Raw genomic sequence first — 26,418 nt, forward strand, 5'->3', positions numbered from 1 at the left:
GCAACCTACGCGCCCGCGCCGCCGGTCGGGGACGACCGGCGGCGCGGGGGTGGTGGTGCGTCGGATCAGGAGTACGGCAGTTTCACGACCGACTGGTTGCCGAGCCCGAGGGTGGTGGGGTTGTTGCCGATCGCCGACCAGACCTCCACCCTGACCGTGCCGCCGGTCAGGGTGCCGAGCGTCCCGCTGCTGGAGGCCAGCCCGGCGGCCTGGGTGTAGTGCTCGTATCCGGTGACCGGGTCGGTGGCGAAGTAGCGGTACGTCTCCACCCGGTCCCAACTCCCGTTGCCGGTCAGGTCGTAGGAGACCCGCATCTGAACCCCGTTGCCGACCGCGGCGCCGGCGTCGAGGAACAGGTCGAACGACGTCTGCCCGCCGGCGTACCCGAGGTTGAGGCCGGTCGCGGTGAACACCCGGGCGTTGGTCGGGGTGCCGTCGTGGTTGCCGTTCGCCGCCGCCACCGTCGTGGTGGCCGCGCCGCCGGCCGCCCCGAGGCCGCCGCCGGTGAGCAGGTACCGCGTCGACGAGCCGGACGGCGGCGGGGTGCTGGTGGGGGTCGGGGTCGGCGACGGGCTGGTGGGGGTCGGGGTCGGCGACGGCCCCGGGCCGCCGCCGGTCGCGTTGCCGCCGCTCCAGGTGTACGCCCCGGTGGTGGCCGTCTTCCCGGCCGCCACCGCGAGCGTGGTCCCGTCGGAGAACCGGACGGTGATCGGCGCCGCGGTGATGTTCGACGCCACGTACGTCCGTGCCCCGTTGCGGGTGAAGACGGCGCTCAGCGGGTGGTTCGCGCTGACCGTGGTGTCGACGGTGCCGAGCGCGGCGAGGTTGCGGATCCAGTGGAAGGTGTGCGCCCGGCTCTCGCCCTCCTCCGGTGTGTAGCCGGGGTTCGCCCGCAGGCTCGACAGCGCCGCGTTGCCGTCCCCGAGCGCCTGGAACTGCCAGAGGATGTCCTGCCACACCGTCGGCTGCCCGCCGTTGTTGCGGACCAGTTCCGCCCAGTTGGTCCGCACGTACGCCGGGTCGTAGCCGAGGTAGAGGTGGCCGCCGGTGACCGGCAGCAGGTTGATGCCCTGGATCATCTCCGGCTCGGCGCTGAACCAGGTCGAGTACGCCCCGCCGTCGCCCCACACCATGCCGACCGTGGAGTGCCCGAAGGCGGCCGGGAAGTTCTCGTTGGCGTGGTCGAACCAGTACTCCTGGATCGCCGCCGACTGGGTGGTGTAGAGGAAGATGCCGGCGTCGCGGACGGCGGTGTTGCCGGTGGCCTGGCCCCACTGGATCAGGGCGTTGGCGAAGTTCATCCCCTCCGACGAGGACTCCTGGTTGTTGCCGGCGCCGAACGAGCCGTGCCCGGAGGCCCAGTCGTGGCCGGCGTAGATGTCGAAGTCCCGCAGGTACGGGAAGCGGGTGTCGTTGCGGTCGTAGTTGTCGGCGTCCCGGATGAGCAGGTCCACCATGCCGCCGTAGCGGCCGCCGGTGGCCCACTGCGGGTCGAACTTGGCCAGGGTCGCCGCCGCGGCGATGAAGTAGCCGTAGTGGAAGTGGTGGTCGTTGAGCTCCTGGTCGGACCCGTACGACGCAGGGTAGCCGATGAGGGTGCCCCAGTTCTGGTCGTAGTAGAAGACCTTCGCGGCCTTGCCGGGCGAGGCGGTGAACCAGTCGGTGAGGGTGGCCCGGATGGCGTTCAGCGCGCTGTCCCGGGTGGCGGTGTCGTCGACCAGGTCGGCAACCTCGGCGATCCGGGCGGCCCGGCCGAGGCCCTTGCCGGTCCAGTACGTGTCCCCGCCGCGCTGGTCCATCGGGTTGCCCCGGACGGCGGCGAGCTGGTCGCGCAGCGTGGTCAGGTCGGCGCCGGAGCCGTCGCCGACGGCGGGCAGCTCGGGCAGCACCCCCTGGAAGGTCATCGCGGTGCGGAACTGGCTGACGCCGGTGAGCACCTTCATCCGGCCCCGCGCCGACGGGTAGCTCTGGGCGATCGGGGTGGACCCGGTCAGCGCCTTCCACTGGTGCGGGTAGAGGCTCACCACGGTCTGGGTGGCGGTGCCCTCCCGGGCCGTGGTGGTGAACGCGTACGTGGTGGTCATCCGGCTGCTCGCCTGGTCGTAGGCGTACGAGACCCGGGTGCCGGTGACGTGGGCGTGCGCGTACCGGCCGTAGGAGGCGGCCAGGTCGGCGCGCTCCTGCGCGGTGCTGCTCGCGGTGGTGGGCAGCAGGGCGAGGGAGAAGTAGCCCTTGCCGGCCAGCGTGGACGAGATCCGGCCGCCGCTGACCGTCCAGCTCGCCCCGGTCGGGGCGTATCCGACGTAGTCGTGGCCGGCGACGGTGAAGCCGATGGTGGCGCCGCTGTTCGACCAGACGGTCGGGGTGCTGTTGGCGCTGACCACCGCGTCGCCGCCGGTGGTCTGGAAGTACGCGAGCGGCAGCCCGTGGCCGATGGTGGCGCGCATGGTCCGGGCCCCGTCGCTCCAGTACGGAGTGACGGTCCAGTCGGTCCAGTTGGCCACCTTCACGGTCGGCGCGGCCAGTCCGGCCACCCCGACGCGGATGTCCTGCACGTACGGGTAGTGGAACTCGCCGACGCCGGTGGCGGTGCCGCTGATCGCCGGGGTCGAGTTGGCGGAGAAACCCAGCCCGTCGGTGAACGTGTCGTAGGAGAGCGGGTGGGCGTGCAGCGGCTCGCTGTAGGCGCAGTCGGTGCGCTTGAACAGCAGCGACGACCACCAGTCGTTGGTGGGCACGGCACCGGCGGGCGCGTCGGCGGTGACGAACTGCCGGGGGTTGGTGGAGAGCTGGCCGCACCCGGAGGGCAACGGGCCGACCGGGGTGGTGGTGTAGCTGCCCGCGCCGACCGGGGCGGCCTCGGCGGGGGCGGTGTTGGCGGCGACGGCGAGGCCGCCGGCGACGAGGGCGAGGACGGTGGTCGAGGCGAGGGCCCAGAGGCGGTGGCGGTGTGGTGCGGGAGGTGTCACGGGTGCCTCCATCGCGCGGGGGACGCCGGACCGGCCGGCGGCGGCGTTTGGTGGTAATCGGGAGGTTCGTTACCTGTGAGAGCGCTCTCTCATGAAAGGACGTTAACCGCTTGCCGAGACATGCGTCAATGTGTCCGACCGGTTAAGCCGTGATGTCGCGATTGGCCGAGGGGCGGCTCCGCTCCCGGCGGCCGGCCCGTCCGGGCCGGTCAGCCGGCTGCGCCGCCGGCCGTCGGGGCCTTCGGGCACCCGCGCTTCCGCCGCCACGCGCCCACCTCGGCGGCCGGTTCCCGGTTGCCGTCCCGCCGCCACGAGTCGAGGTAGCGGGCCGGCCAGACCACCCCGCGCCGGATCCACCAGTCGCCCCGGCCCGTGCAGGCAGGCGAGATACCGAAGTGCACGTGGCAGACGTTGTTCGCGTTGCCCGTCCGTCCCACCCTGCCGATCTGCTGGCCGGCCCGCACCCGGACCCCCGCGTCGACCCCCGCGGTGATCGCGCTGAGGTGCGAGCCGTAGTAGCGCACCCCGTCGTCGCCCAGCAGCGACACCGACAGGCCCCCGTTGTTCGGCCCCAGCGGTCCCCGCCGGTCGAACCGGTCCACCCGGCTCACCTCAAGAATCGTCCCGTCGGTCACCGCCACCACCGGCTCGCCGCAGTCGGCGAAGATGTCCGTCCCCGGGTACGCGGAGTGGGTCGGGTGGTAGTCGACGTTGCTTGCGCGCACCGGGAAGACGTGCCGCAGGCCGGCCCGGGTCGGCGAGGCCGACGCCGACGCCGACGGCCGGGCGGCCGTCGGTGCCGGCGAGGCCGTCGGCGTGGCCGGCTGATCGGCGGTGGCCGGGGCCGTCGGCCCGACCCACCCGCCGCTGCTCGGCGCGGCGGACGGCGGCGCCGAGCAGCCGGCGGCCAGCACCGGCGCGAGCAGCAGCAGGACCGGGTACGCCGCACGCTCGCGGCGCCGGCGCGAGAAGCGCGAGGACATCCGATCATCCTGACAGAACGGTTACGGTTGGGCTGGTACGGTCCGGCGCGCCGCCGGCACCCGTCCCGCGCGCCGGCCGGACCGCCCAGGCTGGCCGACCGCCCGGTGCGGGAGCGCCGGCTCGGAAGGAGTGACGGTGACGACGTGGCAGCCTGCCCTCCCGACCCACCCGGAACCGGGGCGTCCTGGTTCGCGTACCCCCTCGGGGCTCTTCCCCTCCGGGCCGCAGGCCCGGCCGACCTGGCGCGAACCGCACCCCGTCACCGGGGCGGGCGTCGCCTCCGGCGGCGCGCTCGCTGCCGCCTGGCTGGTGCTGTTCGGCCTGCTCGGCCGTGACGTCCCCGGATACGCCTGGTGGACCGTCCTCGCCGGCGGGCTGGCCTGGCTGGCCGCCCTGGCGCTCGTCCGGTTCGGCGACCGGGGGGTGGCCACCGGGGTCGCCATCGTCACCGCCGGAGGCTGGAGCGTCGCCGCCGCCGTGGTCGCCGTGCGCTGGGCGAGCGTCGGCGACTGGCCCCTGTGGTGAGACCGCGACGGGCGGCGCGAGGTCGGTGACGTCACCCCGCCGCGCCACCACCGGCCCGGCGGCAGGGACCCGCCGCCGGGTCCGGCCGGGTCGGCCGAGCACCGACGGTCGCGGCCCGGCTGCGCACGGAAGTCCCGTCTTGACGTACCCGCTCCGACGGCGCACCCTCGGCGGTATGGCCTGGACCACCTCCCGCCCCGACCCCGAGCGGAGCCGCCGCCGCCTACAGATCCTCGCCGAGCTGGCGGGGGCCCGAGCGGTACGCAGGCAGGACCGGCCGCAGCGCGCCCGCACCGAGCAGTTGCGGCAGCTGATCGCCACCCGGCGTCGCGTCGACGGCTGAGCCGGCACGCCACACTTTCCACGGGATTGACCGGCCCTTCGGGGCGTTGACCGGTCGCCTGCCGATCCGACCGGTTACCGTGCACGCGTAACGAGTCGGCGAGTAGTGCCGAGGCTATTTGGGGGGACCGTGTCGTACTTCGCTGCCGCCGTGGTGCGCGACGAGGGCGGCTGGACGGCCGCCGAGGTGAACCTGCGCGGCGCCACCGACGTCGACGAGGTCGCCGACCGGCTGCGCGACGTCGAGCCGGACGCCGACCTGTCGCTGCTCTTCGTCGAGGCCGACGATGCCTACCTGGTCGTCCTGCGCCTCGACGAGGCCGAGGACCTGCGGGTCTTCGGCTCCGACTCCGCGTACGCCGAGGAGTCCCGGCTCGGCGCCCTGCTGGTCGGGGACCTCAAGGGGTCGGTCACCGACTTCGACGACACCGAGGAGCCCCGGTCGAACGCGACCGGAGGCGACGACGACAACGAGCAGCCGGCGGTCGACCCGGAGGCCGACCCGGTCGGCGACGCGGACCTCCTGGCTGACCTGGGCATCTCCGCGCAACGGCTGCTGGCCCTCTGCGCGCACGAGGGGATGCTGCCGGCCGACGTCACCGCCGAGGTGTGTCAGATCCTCGGATGTGCGGACGAGGTCGAGGAGTTGCGTGGCGTCTGACCCGCAGCCCTCCACCGACGGGGCCGGGCTGGCCGGCGGCGGGTCGGCAGCGACGGGTGCCGCCGAGCCGGCCGATGCGACCGACCCGGCGCTGGGGCCCGTGCGACCGGGCCAGCCGACCCCGGGCGCGGTCGGGCGGGTCGGCCCGGGCGCGGACGAGGGCCTGGCGGAGCTGGACGGGCCCGGCCGCCGGCAGCGGCACGAGCTGTGGATGCGCCGGGCGCTCCAGGTGGCCGTCACCGGTCCGGAACCGACCGTCGCCGGCCCGGAGCCATCCGAGGCTGGCCCGGAGCCCATGACCGGCCCGGAAGCGCCCGTCACCGGCCCGACAATGGACGACGTGCCGGTGGGCGCCGTGGTCTACGGCCCGGACGGGACCGAGCTGGCCGCCGGGCGCAACGAACGGGAGCTGACCGGGGATCCGACCGCGCACGCGGAGGTGCTGGCGCTGCGCCGGGCCGCCGAGCGCCTGGGCCGCTGGCGGCTCGACGACTGCACCCTGGTGGTGACCCTCGAACCGTGCACGATGTGCGCCGGGGCGATCGTGCTGGCCCGGATCCCGACCGTGGTCTTCGGGGCGTGGGAGCCCAAGACCGGGGCCGCCGGCTCGCTCTGGGACGTGCTGCGCGACCGCCGCCTCAACCACCGCCCCGAGGTGTACGGGGGAGTGCTGGAGGCCGAGAACTCCGCCGTCCTGCGAGCCTTCTTCCGCTGAGGCGCGGCTCCGCCGGTGGGGTGGCCCGTGGGCCGTGGGCAGGATCGCGCTCGATTCCGGATGTGGTGTCCTCCGGGGCAACCGGACGCCACCGTTCTCCGATCGAGCGCGACCCTGGGGTACGGGAGTGGTCAGGCGATGATGGTGTCCAGGCCGATCTCGACCATCTGGGAGAAGGTCTGCTCGCGTTCCTCAGCGGTGGTCTTCTCGCCGGTCTTGATGTGGTCGCTGACCGTGAGGATGGTCAGCGCCCGGGCCTTGAACCGGGCGGCGATCGTGTAGAGCGCCGCGGACTCCATCTCCACGGCCAGCACGCCGTAGTCGGCGAGCGTGTCGTACAGGTCGGGGCGGTCGGTGTAGAAGGCGTCCGCCGCGAGGATCGGGCCCACCCGCATGGCGACGCCGCGCCGCTCGGCCACCTCGACCGAGGTACGCAGCAGCCCGAAGTCGGCGACCGGGGCGTAGTCGATCAGCCCGTCGAAGCGCATCCGGTTCATGTTCGAGTCGGTGGAGGAGCCGATCGCCGCCACCACGTCCCGCAGTCGGAGGTCCTCGGCGAGCGCCCCGCAGGAGCCGACCCGGATCAGGGACTTCACGCCGTAGTCGTTGACCAGTTCGTGGGCGTAGATGGAGGCCGACGGCATGCCCATGCCGGAGCCCTGGACGGAGACCTCCACGCCGTTCCAGCGGCCGGTGAAGCCCAGCATGCCCCGAACCGTCGAGTAGCACCTGGCGCCCTCGAGGTAGGTCTCCGCGATCCACTTGGCCCGCAGCGGGTCACCCGGCATCAGGACCCGTTCGGCGATCTCTCCCGGCTTCGCGCCGATGTGCGTACTCATGGCAAGGATCCTGCCAGGCCGGTCCGGGTGATACCGGTTCGGCGTCCAGACCCGGCGTCCTGTACCCTTCTCGGCGGTGGCGTGTCCGAGTGGCCTAAGGAGCACGCCTCGAAAGCGTGTGAGGGTTTACGCCCTCCGCGGGTTCAAATCCCGCCGCCACCGCCAGATAGCAGGCGCAGCGCCCGGCAGTCCGCGAGGATGGTCCGGGCGCTGCGTCGTTCCGGTCTCACTTTTGGTCTCAATTGCTGCCCGTGAGGCTTCTACCCTGACTGCTCCTCGCTCGTGGTACCCGCGAGCGCTGCTGCTCGAACATCGCGCCACTCGCGCTGGCGTCGTGCGGCTACCTCGGGCGCGGTCAGTTGCACGAGGACGTGGCTGCCGAAGGTGCCCCGGCCCCGGAAGACAGCCGCCAGTTCCGTTCGCTTTTTGCGATCTGATTCCTTAGGTCGAGCAACGCAATGTCAAGGGCGAACAAGTCGAGTGCCTGACTATCGAAGTGCAAGAGACCGCTACCCATGCGCGCTTGGCGGTCAAGTTCGGGTCTGCTGCACCGATAGGTGACATCTGAGATGGCTTGCCCTGGTGGCGGGCTGGAAGGATGTCGCTGTGCCTAAGCCCTACCCCCGAGAGTTCCGGGATGACGTCGTGCGTGTGGCTCGTGACCGTGACCCGGGCGTGACGGTCGAGCAGATCGCGAAGGACTTCGGAGTCCACCCGATGACGTTGTTCAAGTGGCTGCGCCAGGCTGACGTTGACGCTGGAGTCAAACCGGGTGTCAGCGGCGCGGAGTCAGCCGAGCTGCGTGAAGCCCGCAAACGGATCAAGCTCCTCGAACAGGAGAACGAGGTCCTGCGTCGGGCCGCGGCGTATCTGTCGCAGGCGAACCTGCCGGGAAAAGGCTCTACCCGCTCGTGAGCGAGCTGGCCGCCGACGGGGTCCCCGTGGCGGTGACGTGCCGGGTATTGAACATCGCTCGTCAGCCCTACTACAGGTGGCTCGCCCGGCCTGTCGGCGACGCCGAACTGGCTGAGGCGTATCGGGCGAACGCGTTGTTCGACGCCCATCGTGATGACCCGGAGTTCGGCTACCGGTTCCTGGCCGATGAGGCCCGCGCTTCCGGCCAGCCGATGGTCGAGCGCACCGCCTGGAAAATCTGCTCCGGCATGGGCTGGTGGAGCGCGTTCAGCAAGAAGAAGCGTCAGGGCAAGGGCGGCAAGGTCGGTCCGCCAGTGCACGACGATCTGGTGCGCCGCGACTTCACCGCGGACGGCCCGAATCGGCTGTGGCTGGCCGACATCACCGAACACCGCACCGGCGAGGGCAAACTGTATCTGTGCGCGATCAAGGACGTGTGGTCCAACCGGATCGTCGGCTACTCCATCGACTCACGCATGAAATCGAGGCTGGCCGTCAACGCGGTGCACAACGCCGTAGCCCGCCGTGGTGACGTGGCCGGCTGCGTGCTGCACACCGACCGCGGGTCGCAATTTCGCAGCCGAAAATTCGTCCGTGCCCTCAACCAGCACCACATGATCGGGTCGATGGGCAGAGTCGGCGCCGCCGGCGACAACGCCGCCATGGAATCCTTCTTCGGCCTGCTACAGAACAACGTCCTCGACCGCCGAACCTGGACGACCCGCCAACAGTTGAGGACCGCGATCGTGACCTGGATCGAACGGACCTACCACCGCCGCAGACGCCAACGATCCCTGTCCCGGTTGACCCCTATCGAGTACGAGACCATCATGACCCCACCGGCCAGTCAGGCCGCGTGACTGAACCTGTCACCTATCGGTGCAGCAGACCCGTTTGGCAGGCGGGCGTCTCGCTTGCCCCGCTGCGGGGCGAACGCCTCGGGCACGAGCAGGTCAACAGGGACGGGGACCTGGAGATCGTCTACCTGCGTGGTTGCGATCCATGTCCCTGGCTCGATTCCTCCGCTGCTCTTCTCCTTGAGGCTGAAGCCGGCCTCCACCATCGCTTCAGCGATGCGCGGATCGGCACCTAGGCGCCCGGGATCGATGCTCAGGTCAGCATCGGTGGTGAAGGGTGCGACTGTCATCTCGAGATCAGCTTCACCCGCCTGCAGGTAAATCGCCTGTGCTCCAACGAGGATGACAGCGTCGAGGTGCTCGTCTAGTGCTTCCAGCGCGTCAAGTAGGACACGGCGTGCTGCGACGTAGAGCGGGTCTGCGGCATCGACGTAGAGCGACTCGGTAGCGGTCACGCCAAGAGGTTACTCACGTCTCGGGAAGTTCTGGGGTACGCCAGGCCGTTTGGTTGCTGGTCATCCACTCCACGAGCGCCTCGCCCTCCTCGGGCATGCGTCCGTTACCGGCCAAGCAGTCCAAGGCGACCTGTGACACTCCTACATGGAACGCGCCGTGATCGGCCTGGCGCGCCCGTTCAAGCTGGGACTGGTCAGCTGCATCTAGAAGCATGACGTTGGCGCTCTGCCGTGCAGGCATTAGTTCGTATCGCTGCGCGAAGTCCTGTGCGTTGGGCACGTAGAGGGTTAGTTGCGCAGGTGCGGCGAGGTGAACGAACTCGCTCGCGGCGAAAGAACCGGTGACCAAGGCTTGCTCGTCTTGGAGCTTGGCAAGCTGGCGGTAAACTTGCCTTGGGCCGCTTCGTGCGATGTAGCCACGCGCCCGGTTTGCCTTGAACATGTCGTACTGGGCGGCGCGAGTCCGCAGAAGGTTCGGCCAGTCGATCGACGTTACAACCCTGCTTCTGGACGGCCGCTCGATGAGCCGCTCCTCGTCCAAGGCCTCCAACGCCCGCGACACGTAGGCGTTGCTTAGTCGAGCTGCTCGAGCCAGCTCCACCATCCGGTAGGGCGGCTCGTAGTCCACCAACACTCGGATCAGAGCGTTGATGCTCGCGCCTTGCAGCCGCACCGGGGGCTTTGCAGGCGGGTTCGGGTCCTGCTGGGCTCCCTCGAGGCGAAGGAAGATCGATGGCCTGGCCACCCTCAGCCGAACATTGCCTGTCAGGTCGAGGTAGTTGAGGCCGCGCTCGGTGAGCAGGTCACGTGCACGTGAGCTCAGCCATGGTGCGACGACCAGAATGGGTGGATCACGCATGATCTTGCGGACGAGTGGCGAGATCCCCCCTAGGACTCGGTCGACGTCGCGCGGAGTGAAGCGTCGAAACGCCTCCACCAGCAGCTGGGTCGCGTAGTTGGGAGCGGTGATCTCCCACGCAGCATCACGGCCACCGTCAGGCAACGCAGCGGGGTAGGGCTTGAGCTCCAAGCCGCTGTCGCCCTCGACGATCAGCGCGCGGAGCGCGTCGAACGCCCGCTCTAGCAAGTTCTGCTCAAAGTTGGCTGCCATGAGCAAAAGTTTGCCACATAAGGGGCTTTAGCTGTGACGGGCAAAGCCTGGTTCTTAGTGAAACTTTGCTGATTGCCCCTGACGAAGGGGGACGTTGAGGCAGGGCCGGCTCCTCTATGCCCCTGCGCTGGCTTGTTGCGGCGCTGTGGTGTCAGGGCGAGGCGCAGTGCCTGCTGGAGGCTTGATCCATTGGTCTGCGGCAGGCGAAAGAGTCCTGGACTGTTCCTGAACGCTCTCAGGCGTCAAGCCACGCATGCTCATGCGCCTTCTAGAAGGCCCCTCTTGACTGGCCACCTAGATGCCGTATCTTGATGGCATGACGACTGCTGAACCCCCCCGACTCATCCCAACCGGTACGTGCTGGTGCGGATGCGGCAAGGAAACAGGTATCGGTGCGTTCTGGGCCCGCGGCCACGACAAGATCGCGGAAGCAGCGCTGACGGCTGCTGAATATGGCGGCTCGGTAGCACGATTACTGCACCACTACGGCTACGGGCCGGAACGCCCAGTTATCGACGAAGCGGTTCGCCAAGGCGACTGGGAGGCGTGCGGCACCGGTGACTGCTGGTACAAGGGGACGCGTGAAAGCGTGCGCGGGCACAAACGGAAGTACCTTCACTGAGGCGGCGTGCGTTGTTGGTTGCGTCCACGGAAGTGGTGTACGACTTGCCCGTGATGGGCGTGTTGAGTAGATAAGAGACGGCCATCGCGTCGATCCTTCAAGACGACCAAGTCAGAGAAGGAAGAGAGAACGCGATGGCCGCATCAGAGAGTGTGAACCCTGTTGACCTGCTGCGCGAGCAGATCGAGGGCGCGTCGCCGGATGTGTTGCAGGCGATGGTCAAGGTGTTCGCGCAGGCGGTGATGTCCGCCGAGGCGGACGCGATCTGCGGTGCTGGTTACGGGCAGCGCAGTGACGAGCGGGTGAACTCCCGCAACGGCTACCGGCCTCGGGAGTGGGACACCCGGGCCGGGACGATCGACCTGGCGATCCCCAAGCTGCGGCAGGGCAGCTACTTTCCCGACTGGTTGTTGACCCATCGCCGGCGGGCCGAGCAGGCCCTGGTGTCGGTCGTGGCGACGTCCTACCTGCTGGGTGTGTCGACCCGGCGGGTGGAGAAGCTGGTCGAACAGCTCGGGATCCGGCAGCTGTCCAAGTCGCAGGTCTCCGAGATGGCCGCGCACCTGGACACGCAGGTCGAGGCGTTCCGCAACCGGCCCCTGGACTCGGGCCACTACCCGTTCGTGTGGATGGACGCGCTGACGATGAAGGTCCGTGAGCACGGGCGGACGGTCAACGTCCACGCGCTGGTCGCGGTCGGGGTCAACGCCGACGGCCAACGCGAAGTCCTCGGCGTGGACGTGGCCTCCGACGAGGACGGCGCCGGCTGGCTGGCGTTCCTGCGGTCGCTGACCGCCCGCGGCTTGTCCGGTGTTCGTCTGATCATCTCCGACGCCCACGCCGGCCTCGTGGCCGCGATCGGCGCGGCCCTGCCCGGATCCTCATGGCAACGCTGCCGCACCCACTACCTTCGCAACCTGCTGACGAAGGTGCCGAAGTCGGCGCAGCCGTGGATCGCCACCCTCGTCCGCACGATCTTCGATCAGCCCGACGCCGACGCCGTCCGAGCCCAGTTCGACCGGGTCATGGCCACCATCGAGGCAAAGTTCCCGGCAGCTGCCGAGCACCTCGACGCCGCCCGCGACGACCTGCTCGCGTTCACCGGCTTCCCGCATGAGATCTGGCGACAGATCTGGTCGAACAACCCTCAGGAACGGTTGAACAAGGAAATCCGCCGCCGCACCGACGTCGTCGGGATCTTCCCCAACCGCCCGGCGATCATCCGCCTCGTCGGCGCGGTCCTGGCCGAGCAGACCGACGAATGGACCGAAGGCCGCCGCTACATGGGCCTCGAAATACTCGCCAAGGCCCGCATGGTCACGATCGAGACCGGCCAACACGACACCGACCAGCCCCACCCCACCCCGATCGCCGCATAACATCAGACCGGATCCCGCGATGGCCGCCTCTTACACCACCAGCGCGGACGTGACCGCGTTGTTCTTGCCCTGCTAGATGGCAAGAGGCAGGCGGCCAAGGTCGCTCGAAGGCTGCTCAAGCCGGCCCTGGCTCCGCTGGTCTCAGTTGTGGTCTCTTTCATCAACGTATGTCGCCGTCCGTTGAAGGCCGGGCTAACGCCCGGCGGCTCCGAGCGGAGCCGCCGGGCGTTTCCTCGTCCAGTCTCAGTTGACTAAGCGGGCGTGGTCACAACCGCGATGAGCCGAGTGAATCATGCTTGGGTCGCGAGGTCTCGATTTATCGGGTGGACTCGTGGTTGAACAGCTTCTTCGACCAGAGGTAGCCGCCGAGGGTGATGACGACGCACCAGCCGATGGCGATGACGGCACTGTTCCCGATCGGAGTGCCCATCAGGAGACCGCGGATGGTCTCGATGAGCGGGGTGAACGGCTGGTACTCGGCGAACCAGCGCAGCGCGGTGGGCATCGAGTCGGTCGGGACGAACCCGCTGCCGAGGAACGGAAGCAGGATCAGCGGCATGCCGACGTTGCTCGACGACTCGACGGTCTTGCTGGCCAGACCGAATGCGACCGACAGCCAGATGAAGGCGAAGGCCATCATCACCAGGACGCCGGTGAGGGCGAGCCAGTCGCCGAGACCTGCCGACGGCCGGAAGCCGATGAGCAGTGCGACGCCGATCACCGCCGCGATGCTGAGCATCGTCTGGACGAGACTGCCGACGACGTGCCCGGTCAGGACGGAGATGCGGGCGATGGCCATGGTGCGGAACCGGTCGACGATGCCCTCGGTCATGTCCATGGCGACCGAGATGGTGGTGCCCTGAACCGCGGCGGTGATCGTCATCAGGATGATCGCGGGGGTGACGTAGTTGACGTACTCCGCCCGCCCGCCGGAGGGGCCGCCGAGCCCGGCGCCGAGTGTGCCGCCGAGGACGTAGACGAACAGCAGCAGGAAGACGATCGGCATGCCGACGAGCATCACCGTCATGGACGGATAGCGCACCATTCGCTTGAGGTTGCGGCGCAGCATCGTCGCCGAGTCGGTCAGTGCGTACGACACGGTGCTCATCGCGTGGCCACCTTCTCGTTCCTGGGGTTGCCGGTGAGGGCGAGGAAGACGTCGTCGAGGTCGGGGGTGTGCATGCTCAGCGAGTCGACCTCGACCGCGTTCTCGTCAAGCCGGTCGAGCAGGGCCTTCAGCGCACGGAGGCTGCCGTCGTGCGGCACCCGCAGGGCGAGCGCGTCGCTGTCGCGGGACGTCTGGCCCACGGCGCGTACGGCGGACTCGAGGTCGCCGAGGCCGGCGAACCGCAGCAGGATGTGGCCGCCGGGGATGCGGCGCTTGAGTTCGTCCGGGGTGCCTTCGGCGACGATCCTGCCGTGGTCCAGTACCGCGATCCGGTCGGCGAGCTCGTCGGCCTCCTCCAGGTACTGCGTGGTGAGAAAGATGGTGACGCCACCCGCGACCAACTCCCGCACGATCTGCCACATGCCACGGCGGCTGCGCGGGTCCAGCCCGGTGGTCGGCTCGTCGAGGAAGATCACCTGGGGTGTGCCGACCAGGGTCATCGCGAGGTCAAGCCGCCTGCGCATGCCGCCGGAATAGGTCGCGGCCGGCTTCTTGGCCGCGTCGACCAGGTCGAACTGGTCGAGCAGTTCGGCCACCCTGCGCCTGCCCGCCGCCCGGCCAAGGTGGTGCAGGTCGGCCATCAGGGTCAGGTTCTCCTGGCCGGTCAGCAGGTTGTCGACCGCGGAGAACTGGCCGGTGACGCCGATCGCGGCGCGGACCGCGTCGGGCTCGGCGGCCAGGTCGTGGCCCGCGATTCGCGCGCTGCCCCCGTCGGCGCGGATCAGCGTGGACAAGATCTTGACCGTGGTGGTCTTGCCCGCTCCGTTCGCGCCGAGCAGCGAGAAAACGGTGCCCCGCGGGACGTTCAGGTCGATTCCGTCGAGCACGACGTGGTCGCCGAACGACCTGCGTAGTCCGGTCGCCGTGATCGCCGACTCCGATGGCATGGTCATGGAAGGCCCCTTCGAGAGGTCTGGTCAGGAACGGCGGACGGTGATGTCGCCGAAGGAGCTGTTCGCACGGACTTCGACGGTCTCCTCGGACTTCTCCGGTCCTTGGGCGATGTCGTCCAGCGCGTTGTGCACTCGCCCGTGCCCGGTTTTCAGGTCGAGCCAGGCGGCGGTGCCCGCGGCGACACCGATCTCCAGGTCGCCGGTCGCGGTGTGCAGCGTGACCGAGCCGCGCGCGACCTCGCCGATGCGAATGGTTCCGTTGGAGGTCTTGGCTTCCACTGCGGCATCGGCCCGGTCGACGGAGATGTCGCCGTTGGCCGCACGTACCCGCAGTTCGCCGGTGACGGTGCCGATGTCGGTGTTGCCGTTGGAGTTCTTGATGACCGCGGCCCCGCCGATCTCGCCGATGTGAACCCGTCCGCTGCCGGTGGCGACTTCGGCGTTACCGGCGATCGTGTCGACCGCGATGTGGCCACCGGAGGTGTCCAGGCGAAGCTGGCCGGTCCGGTCGAGTCGGAAGTGACCGACGGACGTCTTGAACCGGCACTCCCCCAACACGCCGGTGCTGTGGAAGTCCCCGACCGACACGTCACCGTGCACCGCCGAGCCAGTGGGGAGTTCGACGAGCACGGCGACCGACCTGGTCTTCTTGGAGAAGTCGAACACCCGGGCCTTCGGCCCGCGCACGGTCAACGTGCCGTTGGCGTACTCGACGCGGGTCTGCTGCGCGGCCTCCACGTCGGAGTTGTCGGACTCGTCGCTCGGCCGTACCTCGACGACGGTGTCGGTGCGGTCGCTCGCGATGAGCCGCACGTTGCCGACGGAGATATCAATCGTGACGGAAATCGATTCCGGGGTGGCGAAAACAGGCATGGCTGTCCCCTCAAGATGAGTCGGAAGAGCATCCCCGCTGGTAGGGGACGTGAAAGGAAGGTGGGGGCCGGGTTCGGCTAACGCGCCCAGCCGGTGTAGCGCTGCGCACTGGGCTTGCCGCGCCGGTCGGAGACGTGGTCGCGTTCCGAGGCTCGTAGCGCGGTCGAGGCGGCACGCACCAGCCACGCGTTGACCGACCGGCCCTCCTTGCCGGCCGCTTCCTCGACGGCGGCCTTGAGCTGTTCCGGGAGCCGGACGTTGATGCGCGTCGTGGCACCGTCCTCGAAGCCCATCGCGGCATCGTCGGCCGGTGCCGCGCCCCGGTCGGTGGGGTCTTCCCGTGACTGCTCCACCTGGTGAGGTGCCACGACGAATTCCGGGTCACGGCCACGCAGGCGAACCTGGACCGAGCCGGGAGCCAGCTCCCTGGTGATCTCGTCGGCGGCGGCCGACAGTGCTTCGAGCAGGGCGAGCCGGATCGCCGACTCCATCGACACGGTCAACCGCTCGATCAACGCGGTGTCGTTGTCGCCACCGGTCTCCACAGCCGTCAGCAGCTCACGACCGAGGGAGGCCACATACGGGGTCAGGTCCATGGCACCACTATGGCACATGGTGGTGCCATGGGCAACTCAATCTGGCTCAGCTTGGCTCAGAATGGCAGCGGGATGGCACCAGCGCCGCAGCGGCTCCGGATCGTTTCAGCCGTCCTTGAGAGCGATGCTGTCGACGGGTGGCGGCCGGAGTGGTCTCAGCGTTCCCGCCGGCACCCGGTCCGCGAAGAACTCGAGCAACTCCCGGTGGACGAAGATGTACCCGTCTCCGACGTCGCGCAGGAAGAGGCACTGCACCGCGTGGTCGAGGAACGGCCGTAGCGGTCGGGGCAGGGCGTCCTCCCGGGCGAGACGTCGACGGACCAGCCACTGCTCCACGATCGGTCCGACCGCGACGGACGCCAGCAGGTACAGCGCCGCCGCCGTCCCGACGAGCAGGCCGTACCGGAAGCCGTCGGCGCCGGTCCGCGGCCAGGTGACGAGCAACCCGGCCGAGGTGCCGGCGATCACGCCGAGGGCCGGTGTGGCGCGGAGGGCGAAGCGGAGGCGCTGGCGCAGCGCGGGGCTCGGGACCTCGCGACGTGGGGCGCCCCCGGGCGGGCCCACGACGTAGAGGTGGAACGCCACGGTGTTGCCGACGCTCATGGCAAGCAGCGCGGCGAGCACGAAACCGATCCAGTACGCCAGGCCGGTGAGCAGACCCGCCCAGCCGTCGGAGAGGCCGAAGACCGCCCCGACCACGAGCGTGCCGGCGACGACCGATCCGCCGACGGCCGACTTGAACAGGACCTCCGTGAACTCCGCAGCCGTGTCGGTCAGCCAGTTGACCTGGATCGAGCGCCGGCCCTCGGGCCGTCGTCCCCAACGCGCGATCAGGGTGAGGTCGTCGTACTCGCCGAACGCGAGGCCGAGCGCCGTCAGGACGGCGGCCACCGGGCCGGCGGCGACGCCGGGCCGGCCCGCCAGCGCTGCCCCGCAGAGAGCGACCACCAGCCCGACGGCGATGCTGATCGCGGTCCGGCTGTACGTGTCGGCGTTCCTGCGCGGCCAGGTCGGTGACCAGTCCGGGGCCACCAGGTCCAGGACGAAGATGGACTGCTGGCGCGCCCGCATCCGGTCACCGAGCAGCGAGAGGTACCGCGTGGTCTGCTCGGGCCGGTAGCCGGGGTGCGGCCGGTGCCGCAGCATCGTCTCGGCGTACCGGGCGAAGAGTCGGTGCCGGCGGCTGCCGGTGCCGGTCTCCGGGCCGGGACCGTCGGCGTAGGCCAGCGCCATGATGCTGAGCAACAGCGGCGACCCGGTGAACTCCCACAGCTCCTCGTCCGCCGCGAGGGCGGCCCGCAGGCCGGCGAGGGCGGGCCCGGACCGGTCCAGGTGTCGCTCGATCTGCGGCCGGGTCAGCGGCTCGATCGTCACGGTGCCGTAGACGGGCAGACTGGTCCGGAGCCTTTGGTACTCCGCCGCACGGCAGCAGAGGGCGATCGGGGTGAGGGGCTGCTGGGCGTGGAACGCGGCGATCGCCGCCACGCATTCGTCGCGGCGCGCCTCGACCACCTCGTCGAGGCCGTCGAGCAGGGGCAGGATCTCGCCGCCCGCGACCCAGGCCGCGGCCTGGGCTGACGGTATCCCGTACCGCTCGGTGAGCTGTTCGGCGAGCCACTGGGCGAGGGGCTGGCGGCGCGTCGCCCACGACGAGAGGTTCAGGACCACCGGGACGGGCGCGTCCCGGTCCGTCTCGGCCCCGTCGAGCAACTCGCGCGCGAGTTCGAGCAGCGTGGTCGTCTTGCCGGCGCCGGGCGCCCCGAGGATCACCATGGCCCGGTCGAGCCGCTCGAAGAGCGCGGCGACCGACGTCCGGTCGTCGAGGACGCCGGTGAAGCCGTCCCGGTGGCTGGCCCGCAGCGTCCACGGGTACCGGCGGTCGTCGGCGGACGCCGTGATGCCCAGTTGGAGCCGCGCCTCCACGTGCAGCGAGCGGTCCAGCACGCTCGTGATCCAGTAGCGGCGTACCCGGTCGAGCAGCACCCGGCGGGCCCGCGCCGCGCTCGCGCCGCCGACCGGACCGGGCTCGCGGGCCCGGCGGATCTCGACCACCGTCAGCGCCGTGGCCACGAAGGCGAGCAACGGCCAGGCGATCCACAGGTACGGGGACCAGCGGTCGGGCAGCACCCCCGTGGCGACGTTGGTGACGACCCCCAGCAGGGTCACGCAGACCACCGTGAGGACGATTGTTGTTACCCGACGCATGCGTCGTCTCTACCGTCCGCCGCCGTGCCGCACAACCCGTGATCGGGTACGCCCTCACGCCGGGCGGGCGGTCGCTTCGGTCAGCAGGGGCCGTGGCCCTCGGCGAAGAGGCGGCGGGCCCAGTTGGCGTACCCCGCGATGATCTTCCGGACCGTGCGGCCGTCGTGCAGGAAGAGGTACGCACGGTCGCCGCGTCGGGCCAGCAGGCCGTCGAACCGGTACGTCCCGTGTGGAGCGATCAGCCGGCTGACCTGCGCGTAGCGGGCCCCGACCTGGTCGACGGGCGTGCCGACGGTGACGCCCTCCGGGGTACGGACCGGGTCGTCGAGCCAGAGCAGCACCAGTCGGTCGTCGACGAAGACCGGGCTGGTCGCCTCGTGTCCGGCGAGCGTCGGCCCGCACGCGTCGACCTCGGCGCGGAGTATGCCGCGCCGGGTCAGGTCCGCCCCGGTGTCGCCGAACTCGACGTTGCGCAGCCCGCGTAGGTTGACGACCTCTGCGGGGCGGTCCGGGCGGCCGACGCCGGACGGCGGGTCGGGCGGGCGAAGGTCGCCGCCGACCTCGACCGGCCCCTGTGGACATGCGCCGCTGCCGGCAATCGAGGCAGCCGCCAGCAGTGTCGCAATGAAAACGAATTGTCGCAATCTCATGGAATCCCCCAGTCCCCAACGGGACCGGGGCGCTCAGGTTGCTGCCGATCGACGGATTCCCTGATTTCCCATTCCTCGGCCAGCTCGTCCCAGTAGTCGGCGGTCAGTCCGCGCCGGCCGTGGATCAGCCAGCCGTCGGTGTTCCGCTCCAGGTGCAGGCCCAGCTCGGCGAACGGGTCGATCCACCGGCCCGGCTCCGCGCCGAGGTGGGCCAGCGCGGCGTTCAACGGCCACTGCTCGCGCGGGGAGCCCAACACGTCGTCGAAGTGCGGCCCCCAGCTCACCGCGCCGGCCAGCCAGACCACCGACGCCTGGCGGCCGACGCCGCCGGAGAACTCGGCCTCCAGGTACGCCACCGGCCCGAGCCGCGACCACCCGGCGAACAGCGCGTTCAGGGCCGGCGAGAGCACCAGCTCGAACGGCTGGTCGGGACCGGGTCCGTCCACGACGAAGTCCGGCAGCGCCCCGGTGAGCTCCTCGATGAGCTGTGGGGTGACCGGCAGCAGCGCGAAGTCCTGGCGCAGCGCCGCGAGCACGGCGTGGTCCAGGTCGGCGGTCTGCTCGCGGAGCAGCTCACCGTCGGCGACGACGGCGCTGAGCTGGTAACTCATCGGACCCCTCCGGCGTCCACAGCCTGTGGATAGAACATGTGTACGACCGGGGTGGAGTGCCGGCGCTGCCCCGGAAGGTACCGGGTGTGCGCGGCTGACGTCAGGAGCCGTTGACTTGGTCGGGTGGCCTCTGTCACCGCCACCTTCATCGCCACTCGCGTCGCGCTGCTTGGAACAGACCGAGGCGAGCGCGGGCGCGACCACTACGCGGGCCGATTGTATATTGACCGTGATCAGGAATCGTCACTGCTCACACGGAAGGACACGAGTGAAACGCCGACTTCTGCATGCGCTGACGGCCATGACTGTCGTTATCGCTGGTACGGGCGTGGCGGCCACGCCAGCATCCGCTAGCGACGCGTGGGGCATTGTTTGCAACCTCAGGGAGAACACCTGGCTCCGCGCCGCACCCCAGAGCGGCTTTGTGCTGCGCACCCTGACGGCTGGGCGCGGATTCCGCTGGCACGGCCAGGTCTGGGCCATCGACGCCGACTCCTGGGTCTACGGCCACGGCGCCGAGGATCCGTCACTGGACGGTTGGGTCCCGGCCCGCAACACCACCTGCTGAACCCGTAGCTGACAGGGATGGCCGCAGTCGCTTACTGCCATCCCGCCGGTCCTCAGCCATGTCCTCTCTCCCGCACATGCCCCGGGAGGTCGCCGCTACACCGCCCCGTACCGCCCCTTGCGCCGGGCAGTCGGGCGGCGGCCTGACAATGCCCCCCCACCCGGTCGGGGACCTGCCCTTCGGTCCCTATGGAGCTGCCCCGTCCACGCTCCCGCTCCACCGACAGCGCAAACGGGGCAGCTCCATAGGGACCAACGCAGGGCAGGGGCCGACCCGGCAGGGGCCGATGGTGCCGGCAACGCGCGCATCCCCTGGGACCCGCCAAGCCGGAGACCCTCACGACTTCGCCGGGGCCCTGGGTCATCCGTACCGCGAGGCCCGCGACGGCAGTGAGCTGCCCGACCGCCAAGCCGGCCTGGACGCGCGGCGCCGAACGGCACGTGCCCAGGTCGAGCGGGCCCTGGCCAGGCTCAAGTGCTTCCCGACACAGACAACGCTGGGCCGATCCGGTGAGGGGATCGGCCCAGCGTTTGTGCTGTTCAGACGAGCGGAGGATACGAGATTCGAACTCGTGAGGGTGTAAACCCAACACGCTTTCCAAGCGTGCGCCCTAGGCCTCTAGGCGAATCCTCCGTGAGACAGGATACAGGTCCCCGTCGGCCCGGCCACCCCACCACCCCCCGAAGATCGACCGGCGGTCGGGTAGGGTGGGTCTCACCTCCCGTGCGGCGGTATCTCGTGAACCTCCCCAGGGCCGGAAGGCAGCAAGGATAAGCGAGCTCTGCCGGGTGCACGGGAGGCCTTTTTGTCTCCGGGCGCCGGTACCGTACCCGAGGTCAGGGTCACGGGGTGGTGGGTGGTCACGCGTGCCCGACCGGCGCAGAATGGCTCGGTCGAGAGGAGGCGGGACGGGTGGCACTGGCGCTCTACCGCAAGTACCGGCCGCGCACCTTCGCCGAGATCATCGGGCAGGAGCACGTCACCGAGCCGCTGTCGCAGGCGCTGCGCAGCGGGCGGCTCAACCACGCGTACCTCTTCTCCGGCCCGCGCGGCTGCGGCAAGACCTCCAGCGCACGCATCCTGGCCCGCTCGCTGAACTGTGAGCAGGGCCCCACCCCGGAGCCGTGCGGGCAGTGTGAGTCCTGCCGCGCGCTGGCCACCGACGGCGGCTCCATCGACGTGCTGGAGATCGACGCGGCCAGCCACGGCGGCGTCGACGACGCCCGGGAGCTGCGCGAGAAGGCGTTCTTCGCGCCGGCCCAGAGCCGGTTCAAGATCTACGTGATCGACGAGGCGCACATGGTCTCGTCGGCCGGCTTCAACGCCCTGCTCAAGCTGGTGGAGGAGCCCCCGGAGTACGTCAAGTTCATCTTTGCCACGACCGAGCCGGAGAAGGTCCTCGGCACGATCAAGTCGCGGACCCACCACTACCCGTTCCGGCTGATCCCGCCGAAGGTGCTCCGGCCGTACCTTGAGCAGCTCTGCGAGGCCGAGGGGGCCAGCGTCGACCCGGCGGTCTTCCCCCTGGTCGTGCGCGCCGGCGGCGGCAGCGCCCGGGACAGCCTCTCCGTGCTCGACCAGCTCATCGCCGGCGCGGGTCCGGAGGGGGTCAGCTACGCCCGGGCCGCCGCGCTGCTCGGCGTCACCGACTCGGCGCTGATCGACGAGATGTGCGACGCGCTGGCCGCCGGGGACGGCGCGGCCGCGTACGCGACCGTGGACCGGGTGGCCGAGGCCGGGCACGACCCGCGCCGGTTCGCCTCGGACCTGCTGGAGCGGCTGCGCGACCTGATCGTGCTCCAGCAGGTGCCCGATGCCGCCACCAAGGGCCTGATCGACGGGCCGGCCGACGAGATCGAGCGGATGACCGCCCAGGCCCAGCGGCTCGGCCCGGCCACCCTGTCCCGGTGCGCCGACATCGTGCACAACGGCCTGGTGGACATGCGGGGCACCACCGCGCCCCGGCTGCTGCTGGAGCTGATCTGCGCCCGGATGCTGCTGCCGGGGGCGGACGACTCGACCGGTGCCCTGCTTCAGCGCCTGGAGCGGATGGAACGCCGGCTCACCCTCGGCGGCACCGAGCTGCCGCCGGCCGCCGCCGGCCCCGTGCCGGTCGCCCCCACCGCTGCGGTACGCCCCGAGCCGGCCACCCCGCCTGCGGCTGCCGCGCCGTCCGCGCCGGCGTCCGCCGCCCCGGCGGGTGGCCCGCCTCCGCCCGCCGCTCCCGTGTCGGCGGCTCCGGCCGCCCCGGTCGCGCCTCGGCGGGAGGTTCCGCCGGAGGCGGTCATGCCCGACCCGGGCACCCCCGCCCCGCCCCGCCCCGGCGCGGCGGCCCCGGGAGCGCTGGACGCCGTGGCGGTGCGTCGGGCGTGGCCCGAGGTGGTTGGCAAGGTCAACCGGACCAACAAGCGGATCGCGGCGCTGATGCGTGACGCGGTGGTCCGGGAGTTGGACGGTGACGTGCTGCTGCTGACCGTGAAGTCGACGGTGCTGGCCAAGATGATGTCCGACCATGCTCAGGTGCTCACCGACGCCCTCTACGAGGAGTTCGGCGGGCGTTGGCAGATCCGCTGCGAGGTCTCCGGCGAGCGGGGCGGCGGCGGCCCTCGGGCGGCGGCTCCCGCGGCGGCCCGCCCGACCCCACAGGCACCGACCGCCCCCGCCGCCCGCCCGACGTCCGGCGTACCGAACGGTCGGGCCGGCGCGGCTCCGGGCGGGCCGGCCACGTCGGCCGGTGGGAACGAGGAGTGGCCCGAACCGGCCCGCCCCGGCGGGGCCGCGCCGGCCGCGAACGCGACACAGGAGGACGACTGGCCGGAGGCGGCCCGCCCGGGCGGGTCCGATCCCGCCGGGCCGCCCGCTGACGGCGCGGGGGCGACCGTCCCGCCCCGGACCCCCGCCGCCGCTGCCCCGACGCGTGAGCCCGCCCCCGCCGCCCCGGCTCGGGGCGCGGGCCCGGAGTCGGCCGCCCCGCCGGCCAACGGCTCCGCCAGCAACGGTGGCGGTGCGCCGGTCAGCAGCGCCATCGCCGCCGCGCGGGCGGCGGCGGCCGGCCGCGGCGGCCCGCGTACCCAGAACGGGGCCCGGCGGTCCGCGGACGCGGACTGGGCCGGCGAGCCGCCCTACGACCCCGACTACGACGGGCCGGTGCGCGGCGGTGGACGCCCTGGTCCGGCTGCGCCAGCCACCCCGAGCTACGAGGGCTTCGACCCGGGTGACGAGCCGCTCGACGAGGTGATCGACGAGCGGACCGCCCGGCAGTCCAGCGAGGAGCAGGCGGTGCAGCTGCTCCGGGAGGCGTTCGGCGCCGAGAAGATCGACGAGGTGGACGCCCGCTGACGCGGGTGTCGCCCGTACCGGAGAACGGGCCACGCCCCCGACTAGGCTGGGCGCGGCCGAGCAGACGAGTGCGAGAAGGAGCCATCCGTGCGCCCAGGTGGACAGCCGAACATGCAGCAGATGCTGAAGCAGGCGCAGAAGATGCAGCAGCAGATCGCCAAGGCCCAGGCCGAGTTGGCCGAGGCAGAGCTGACCGGCACCGCCGGCGGTGGCCTCGTCACCGCGACCGTCTCCGGCTCCGGCGACATCAAGAGCATCAAGATCGACCCGAAGGCGGTCGACCCGGAGGACGTGGAGACGCTGGAGGACCTGGTGGTCGCCGCGCTGCACAACGCCGCCGAGGCGGCCCGGGTGCTGACCGAGCAGAAGATGGGTCCGGTCGCGGGCGGCGCGGGCGGCCTCGGCCTCCCCGGTTTCTGAGCCGGCGACCAGATGTACGAAGGTGCCATCCAGGACCTGATCGACGAGCTGGGGCGGCTGCCGGGCGTCGGCCCGAAGAGCGCCCAGCGGATCGCCTTCCACGTCCTGTCGGCGGACCCGGCCGACGTCAACCGGCTGGCCGGCGCGCTGCGCAAGGTCAAGGATCTGGTGCGGTTCTGTACCACCTGCTACAACGTCGCCGAGTCCGAGCAATGCCGGATCTGTCGGGACCCGCGCCGCACCGACGAGGTGCTCTGCGTGGTCGAGGAGCCGAAGGACGTGGTGGCGGTCGAGCGGACCGGCGAGTTCCGGGGCCGCTACCACGTGCTCGGTGGGGCGATCAACCCGCTGGAGGGGATCGGCCCGGACAACCTGCGCATCCGGGAGCTGCTGACCCGGCTGAGTGGCGGCGCGGTGCGTGAGCTGATCCTCGCCACCGACCCGAACACCGAGGGCGAGGCGACGGCGACGTACCTGGCGCTGATGGTCAAGCCGATGGGCATCGCGGTGACCCGCCTGGCCAGCGGCCTGCCGGTCGGCGGCGACCTGGAGTACGCCGACGAAATCACCCTCGGCCGCGCCTTCGAGGGCCGCCGGGCGGTCTGAGAGTCCGGTTCCCGATGGCGAAACGGTAGGCCGCTGGTGGCGTGTCGGTGACCTCCGTCGCGAGGCTGGTGCTTCTCGCACCCCGCGACGGAGGTCACTGTGCGGAGAGTCTTGATACCTGTGCTCGGACTGGCGGTGCTGATGCCGTTGATCCCTCACGGACGACCGGCATCGGCGGCGCCCCCCACTCCGGCCGGACCGAGCGCCGCCGCCCCACCGGACGACCGTAGCGCGCCGGTGGCGCCCGACCGCGTCCTCGATCCTGACCGGAGTCTCGGGCCTGGCTGGCGACGGTCCACCGACCGGGTGGTCACCACCTCTGCCGACGAGACCGGCCTGCACGTGCTCGTGGCGGACACCAAAGCGGCGTACCAGTGGCGGACCGCCGCGACTCTCGCCGAGCCGGGCATGACGACGGACCAGTGGACGGGCCAACTCTGCGTCACCGGCTCCGGCCGGCGAGCCGTCGTGGTCTACGCCCCGCGACAGTTCGCCAACAAGGAGAACCTGCTCAACGCGGGCGCTTTCGCGGCCGTGGTGGACCTGAGCACCGGCGCGGTCACCAAGCTGCCCGAGCGGTACTCCCTGGCGTACCACAACCCGGGCTGCGCGGCCGGGGAGAGCGTGGTGCTGACCCGGCTGGAGATGCCGGCCACGGCGAATGGGAACGCGGCGGCCCGGACAGTGCTCACCACGGTGGACACCCGCCGGCCCCTCGCCGGTCACCGGGTGTACGCGTCCGGCCAGCTCACCTCGGCTGTCCCGGTCGAGGGCTCGATCCTCGCCGCGAAGGGGGACGCGCTGGTCACGGTCGACAGGAAGGGGACGGTGCGGACGGCGGCCCGGACCGGTGGGACGCCGTTCCGGCTGATGCCGGACGGGTCCCGGGGCGTCGCCTTCCAGGTGGCCCGGACCGACAAGGTCGACCTGCTCCGCTGGACCGGCGGCCGGCTCGCCACCGTGGCCACCGTGCCGAGCGGGACGGTGAAGCTGCGGGCCGGTGGGCAGGGCCGGGTCTTCGCTGTGGGGGCCCGGGCCGGCGCGAGACTCGCCGGACGGAGCCTGCCACCCGGCTGGCGTTCCATCGACGCGCCACCCGACAGCGACGTTTCGCGGACCGGGGACCTGTTCGTGACCCGGGCGGGCACGGGTCGGGAGGCCGTAGGGCCGACGGCCGGCGGCGGAACCGGCGACGGCCGGGCGGACCGGATCACGGCCCGCACCGGTGCGGTGACGTATGCCAACGCCGTATCCTCCCGACTGTCGGCGGTGGGCTACAACTGATCCAGGTCCGTGGGGACCTCGCCGATCGGCGAGGTCCCCACGGACATCGGGAGGTGGCTGTGAAACGGCGGCCGGATGAGCGGGAGCCCCTGGCACCGGGGGTCCTGACGGCCCTGCTGCTGATCGCCTTCGTGGGCGGGGCGGTGTGGCTGGAGGCGAAGGCGCGGCAGCACGGAAAGGCCAGCCGGGCGGGCGAGGCGCGGGCGGAGGCGGCGCTGGCACAGCGAGCGCGGGAGTACGCCGACGCGGTGCTCGCCACGGGGGCGACGGCCCCGACCGACGACCGTGTCCTGGCGATCGCCGACGAGATGGGTGTGGAGGTGCGGGAGATTCACCGGACGCCGGACCTGTCCGTGGTCCTGCACGACGCCCAGGGGCACGGCCCGGGTCCCCTGCCCGCCGTCGTGACGCGGTGCCACCGGATCACGTTCCGCTACCCGGCGGTGGCGACCCCCGCCGCGCAGGTCGAACTACTGCCGACCTGTCCGACCGTGACCGCCATCCCGACTCCCTCCCGTTCTGGATCCTGATCCCGCATTCGCCGCTGGCTGAAGTACGTCGGCCGTCGGTCCTTCCGGCGTGCCGATCAACTGTGGGGCGTCTGACATGTGGTCGGGCGGGGGCGACGTTCGATGTAACAAATTCGCATCTATGAAACAGCGCAAATCGCCCCATTGGTGGCGGTCCGCCGGGCCGGCGCGTACGAGCCGCACCGGTTAAGACACGATCCGGTACCAACCGATTCCTCGGCGGTTTCCCGGCGGTCCGAACGGCGGCTAAGGTCACGCCATCGGTGACCCCTGTCACCACGATGTCCGTACCCCCAAGGAC

The 26,418-nt window shown here is 70.9% G+C and carries 25 protein-coding genes, 2 tRNA genes and 1 other RNA gene; 15 read left to right on the plus strand and 13 right to left on the minus strand.

Annotated elements, in window-relative coordinates; translation table 11 throughout:
• Positions 1–65: 65 nt before the first annotated feature.
• Positions 66–2,969: a glycosyl hydrolase gene (locus OG559_RS13195; protein ID WP_405115557.1), complete on the minus strand. Its 2,904-nt coding sequence runs from the start codon at positions 2,967–2,969 to the stop codon at positions 66–68.
• A 209-nt stretch (positions 2,970–3,178) separates the two neighbouring features.
• A complete protein-coding gene (locus OG559_RS13200) occupies positions 3,179–3,952 on the minus strand; it encodes a M23 family metallopeptidase (RefSeq protein ID WP_405115559.1) in 774 nt (257 codons plus the stop codon).
• A 136-nt stretch (positions 3,953–4,088) separates the two neighbouring features.
• On the opposite strand from OG559_RS13200, the gene OG559_RS13205 reads away from it, so the two are divergent.
• The 4 genes from OG559_RS13205 (at position 4,089) to OG559_RS13220 (ending at position 6,196) form a co-directional block, all read left to right on the plus strand.
• Entirely contained in the window at positions 4,089–4,478 is a 390-nt protein-coding gene (locus OG559_RS13205; protein WP_405115562.1) for a hypothetical protein, read from the plus strand.
• A gap of 175 nt (positions 4,479–4,653) precedes the next feature.
• Positions 4,654–4,821 carry a hypothetical protein gene (locus tag OG559_RS13210; protein ID WP_387026420.1) on the plus strand — a complete coding sequence of 56 codons (168 nt, stop codon included), beginning with the start codon at positions 4,654–4,656 and terminating at the stop codon, positions 4,819–4,821.
• Between the two features lie 129 nt (positions 4,822–4,950).
• Positions 4,951–5,481, plus strand: a complete 531-nt coding sequence (locus OG559_RS13215; RefSeq protein ID WP_405115564.1) for a tRNA adenosine deaminase-associated protein — start codon at positions 4,951–4,953, stop codon at positions 5,479–5,481.
• Positions 5,482–5,692: 211 nt separating this feature from the next.
• Complete coding sequence (locus tag OG559_RS13220) at positions 5,693–6,196, plus strand: nucleoside deaminase (protein ID WP_405116635.1); 504 nt, start codon at positions 5,693–5,695, stop codon at positions 6,194–6,196.
• A gap of 131 nt (positions 6,197–6,327) precedes the next feature.
• Here the strand turns inward: OG559_RS13220 and deoD are convergent, their stop codons facing one another.
• On the minus strand, positions 6,328–7,035 hold the full coding sequence (gene deoD, locus OG559_RS13225; RefSeq protein WP_396682370.1) for a purine-nucleoside phosphorylase: 708 nt from the start codon (positions 7,033–7,035) through the stop codon (positions 6,328–6,330).
• Between the two features lie 75 nt (positions 7,036–7,110).
• On the opposite strand from deoD, the gene OG559_RS13230 reads away from it, so the two are divergent.
• Together OG559_RS13230 and OG559_RS13235 are read left to right on the plus strand one after the other, a co-directional pair.
• A tRNA-Ser gene (locus tag OG559_RS13230) sits at positions 7,111–7,200 on the plus strand.
• A 441-nt stretch (positions 7,201–7,641) separates the two neighbouring features.
• Positions 7,642–8,810 (plus strand): IS3 family transposase gene (locus OG559_RS13235; RefSeq protein ID WP_405110042.1). Its coding sequence is split into 2 segments (ribosomal slippage): positions 7,642–7,926 and positions 7,929–8,810, totalling 1,167 coding nucleotides; the frame shifts between segments, so codons are not numbered across the junction.
• On the opposite strand, the gene OG559_RS13240 is transcribed toward OG559_RS13235, so the two are convergent.
• Together OG559_RS13240 and OG559_RS13245 are read right to left on the minus strand one after the other, a co-directional pair.
• Positions 8,798–9,262, minus strand: coding sequence for a hypothetical protein (locus OG559_RS13240; RefSeq protein WP_405115566.1), 465 nt, complete (start codon positions 9,260–9,262; stop codon positions 8,798–8,800). The two genes, OG559_RS13235 and OG559_RS13240, sit on opposite strands and share 13 nt — an antisense overlap.
• Before the next feature lie 13 nt (positions 9,263–9,275).
• Positions 9,276–10,373, minus strand: a complete 1,098-nt coding sequence (locus OG559_RS13245; RefSeq protein ID WP_405115568.1) for a hypothetical protein — start codon at positions 10,371–10,373, stop codon at positions 9,276–9,278.
• A gap of 316 nt (positions 10,374–10,689) precedes the next feature.
• Here OG559_RS13245 and OG559_RS13250 point away from each other — a divergent pair, with 316 nt between their 5' ends.
• Both OG559_RS13250 and OG559_RS13255 read left to right on the plus strand, forming a co-directional pair.
• Positions 10,690–10,995: a hypothetical protein gene (locus OG559_RS13250; RefSeq protein WP_405115570.1), complete on the plus strand. Its 306-nt coding sequence runs from the start codon at positions 10,690–10,692 to the stop codon at positions 10,993–10,995.
• Positions 10,996–11,129: 134 nt separating this feature from the next.
• Positions 11,130–12,374 (plus strand): IS256 family transposase, encoded by a 1,245-nt coding sequence (locus OG559_RS13255; RefSeq protein WP_405105812.1) that lies wholly within the window; start codon positions 11,130–11,132, stop codon positions 12,372–12,374.
• 316 nt (positions 12,375–12,690) lie between these two features.
• Here OG559_RS13255 and OG559_RS13260 read toward each other — a convergent pair whose 3' ends face one another.
• The 7 genes from OG559_RS13260 to OG559_RS13290 all read right to left on the minus strand — a co-directional run bounded on the left by OG559_RS13260 (position 12,691) and on the right by OG559_RS13290 (position 19,370).
• On the minus strand, positions 12,691–13,482 hold the full coding sequence (locus tag OG559_RS13260; protein ID WP_405115572.1) for an ABC transporter permease: 792 nt from the start codon (positions 13,480–13,482) through the stop codon (positions 12,691–12,693).
• Positions 13,479–14,435, minus strand: a complete 957-nt coding sequence (locus OG559_RS13265) for an ATP-binding cassette domain-containing protein (protein ID WP_405115575.1) — start codon at positions 14,433–14,435, stop codon at positions 13,479–13,481. Before OG559_RS13265 ends, OG559_RS13260 begins: the two co-directional genes overlap by 4 nt.
• A gap of 24 nt (positions 14,436–14,459) precedes the next feature.
• The gene (locus tag OG559_RS13270; protein ID WP_405115577.1) at positions 14,460–15,308 is read right to left on the minus strand and encodes a DUF4097 family beta strand repeat-containing protein; all 849 of its coding nucleotides are present in this window, start codon (positions 15,306–15,308) and stop codon (positions 14,460–14,462) included.
• 77 nt (positions 15,309–15,385) lie between these two features.
• The gene (locus OG559_RS13275; protein ID WP_405115579.1) at positions 15,386–15,904 is read right to left on the minus strand and encodes a ribbon-helix-helix protein, CopG family; all 519 of its coding nucleotides are present in this window, start codon (positions 15,902–15,904) and stop codon (positions 15,386–15,388) included.
• 105 nt (positions 15,905–16,009) lie between these two features.
• Positions 16,010–18,109 carry an NACHT domain-containing protein gene (locus OG559_RS13280; RefSeq protein WP_405115581.1) on the minus strand — a complete coding sequence of 700 codons (2,100 nt, stop codon included), beginning with the start codon at positions 18,107–18,109 and terminating at the stop codon, positions 16,010–16,012.
• Between the two features lie 80 nt (positions 18,110–18,189).
• Positions 18,190–18,723, minus strand: coding sequence for a hypothetical protein (locus OG559_RS13285; RefSeq protein WP_405116638.1), 534 nt, complete (start codon positions 18,721–18,723; stop codon positions 18,190–18,192).
• A gap of 32 nt (positions 18,724–18,755) precedes the next feature.
• Positions 18,756–19,370 carry a hypothetical protein gene (locus OG559_RS13290; protein WP_405115584.1) on the minus strand — a complete coding sequence of 205 codons (615 nt, stop codon included), beginning with the start codon at positions 19,368–19,370 and terminating at the stop codon, positions 18,756–18,758.
• Between the two features lie 424 nt (positions 19,371–19,794).
• Here OG559_RS13290 and OG559_RS13295 point away from each other — a divergent pair, with 424 nt between their 5' ends.
• Complete coding sequence (locus tag OG559_RS13295; protein WP_405115586.1) at positions 19,795–19,938, plus strand: hypothetical protein; 144 nt, start codon at positions 19,795–19,797, stop codon at positions 19,936–19,938.
• Positions 19,939–20,486: 548 nt separating this feature from the next.
• On the opposite strand, the gene OG559_RS13300 is transcribed toward OG559_RS13295, so the two are convergent.
• A tRNA-Ser gene (locus tag OG559_RS13300) sits at positions 20,487–20,571 on the minus strand.
• An 82-nt stretch (positions 20,572–20,653) separates the two neighbouring features.
• Between OG559_RS13300 and ffs the strand changes: the two genes are divergently transcribed.
• The 6 genes from ffs (at position 20,654) to OG559_RS13330 (ending at position 26,117) form a co-directional block, all read left to right on the plus strand.
• An RNA gene (gene ffs / locus OG559_RS13305) (signal recognition particle sRNA small type) lies at positions 20,654–20,743 on the plus strand.
• A 107-nt stretch (positions 20,744–20,850) separates the two neighbouring features.
• Entirely contained in the window at positions 20,851–23,277 is a 2,427-nt protein-coding gene (locus tag OG559_RS13310) for a DNA polymerase III subunit gamma and tau (protein ID WP_405115588.1), read from the plus strand.
• 111 nt (positions 23,278–23,388) lie between these two features.
• On the plus strand, positions 23,389–23,697 hold the full coding sequence (locus OG559_RS13315) for a YbaB/EbfC family nucleoid-associated protein (protein WP_201754419.1): 309 nt from the start codon (positions 23,389–23,391) through the stop codon (positions 23,695–23,697).
• A 12-nt stretch (positions 23,698–23,709) separates the two neighbouring features.
• Positions 23,710–24,303 carry a recombination mediator RecR gene (recR, locus tag OG559_RS13320; protein ID WP_350881190.1) on the plus strand — a complete coding sequence of 198 codons (594 nt, stop codon included), beginning with the start codon at positions 23,710–23,712 and terminating at the stop codon, positions 24,301–24,303.
• Between the two features lie 306 nt (positions 24,304–24,609).
• Entirely contained in the window at positions 24,610–25,587 is a 978-nt protein-coding gene (locus OG559_RS13325) for a hypothetical protein (RefSeq protein WP_405115590.1), read from the plus strand.
• 59 nt (positions 25,588–25,646) lie between these two features.
• A complete protein-coding gene (locus tag OG559_RS13330) occupies positions 25,647–26,117 on the plus strand; it encodes a hypothetical protein (protein WP_405115591.1) in 471 nt (156 codons plus the stop codon).
• Positions 26,118–26,418: the final 301 nt, after the last annotated feature.

This window comes from Micromonospora sp. NBC_01405, assembly GCF_045040155.1.
Lineage (GTDB): Bacteria > Actinomycetota > Actinomycetes > Mycobacteriales > Micromonosporaceae > Micromonospora.

Excerpts from the sequence above, each read along its gene's own strand:
- OG559_RS13200 (WP_405115559.1), bottom strand. The coding sequence starts at position 3,952 with ATGTCCTCGCGCTTCTCGCGCCGGCGCCGCGAGCGTGCGGCGTACCCG.
- OG559_RS13210 (WP_387026420.1), top strand. The coding sequence starts at position 4,654 with ATGGCCTGGACCACCTCCCGCCCCGACCCCGAGCGGAGCCGCCGCCGC.
- OG559_RS13220 (WP_405116635.1), top strand. The coding sequence starts at position 5,693 with ATGCGCCGGGCGCTCCAGGTGGCCGTCACCGGTCCGGAACCGACCGTC.
- deoD (WP_396682370.1), bottom strand. The coding sequence starts at position 7,035 with ATGAGTACGCACATCGGCGCGAAGCCGGGAGAGATCGCCGAACGGGTC.
- OG559_RS13245 (WP_405115568.1), bottom strand. The coding sequence starts at position 10,373 with ATGGCAGCCAACTTTGAGCAGAACTTGCTAGAGCGGGCGTTCGACGCG.
- OG559_RS13250 (WP_405115570.1), top strand. The coding sequence starts at position 10,690 with ATGACGACTGCTGAACCCCCCCGACTCATCCCAACCGGTACGTGCTGG.
- OG559_RS13255 (WP_405105812.1), top strand. The coding sequence starts at position 11,130 with ATGGCCGCATCAGAGAGTGTGAACCCTGTTGACCTGCTGCGCGAGCAG.
- OG559_RS13260 (WP_405115572.1), bottom strand. The coding sequence starts at position 13,482 with ATGAGCACCGTGTCGTACGCACTGACCGACTCGGCGACGATGCTGCGC.
- OG559_RS13265 (WP_405115575.1), bottom strand. The coding sequence starts at position 14,435 with ATGACCATGCCATCGGAGTCGGCGATCACGGCGACCGGACTACGCAGG.
- OG559_RS13270 (WP_405115577.1), bottom strand. The coding sequence starts at position 15,308 with ATGCCTGTTTTCGCCACCCCGGAATCGATTTCCGTCACGATTGATATC.
- OG559_RS13275 (WP_405115579.1), bottom strand. The coding sequence starts at position 15,904 with ATGGACCTGACCCCGTATGTGGCCTCCCTCGGTCGTGAGCTGCTGACG.
- OG559_RS13280 (WP_405115581.1), bottom strand. The coding sequence starts at position 18,109 with ATGCGTCGGGTAACAACAATCGTCCTCACGGTGGTCTGCGTGACCCTG.
- OG559_RS13290 (WP_405115584.1), bottom strand. The coding sequence starts at position 19,370 with ATGAGTTACCAGCTCAGCGCCGTCGTCGCCGACGGTGAGCTGCTCCGC.
- OG559_RS13315 (WP_201754419.1), top strand. The coding sequence starts at position 23,389 with ATGCAGCAGATGCTGAAGCAGGCGCAGAAGATGCAGCAGCAGATCGCC.
- recR (WP_350881190.1), top strand. The coding sequence starts at position 23,710 with ATGTACGAAGGTGCCATCCAGGACCTGATCGACGAGCTGGGGCGGCTG.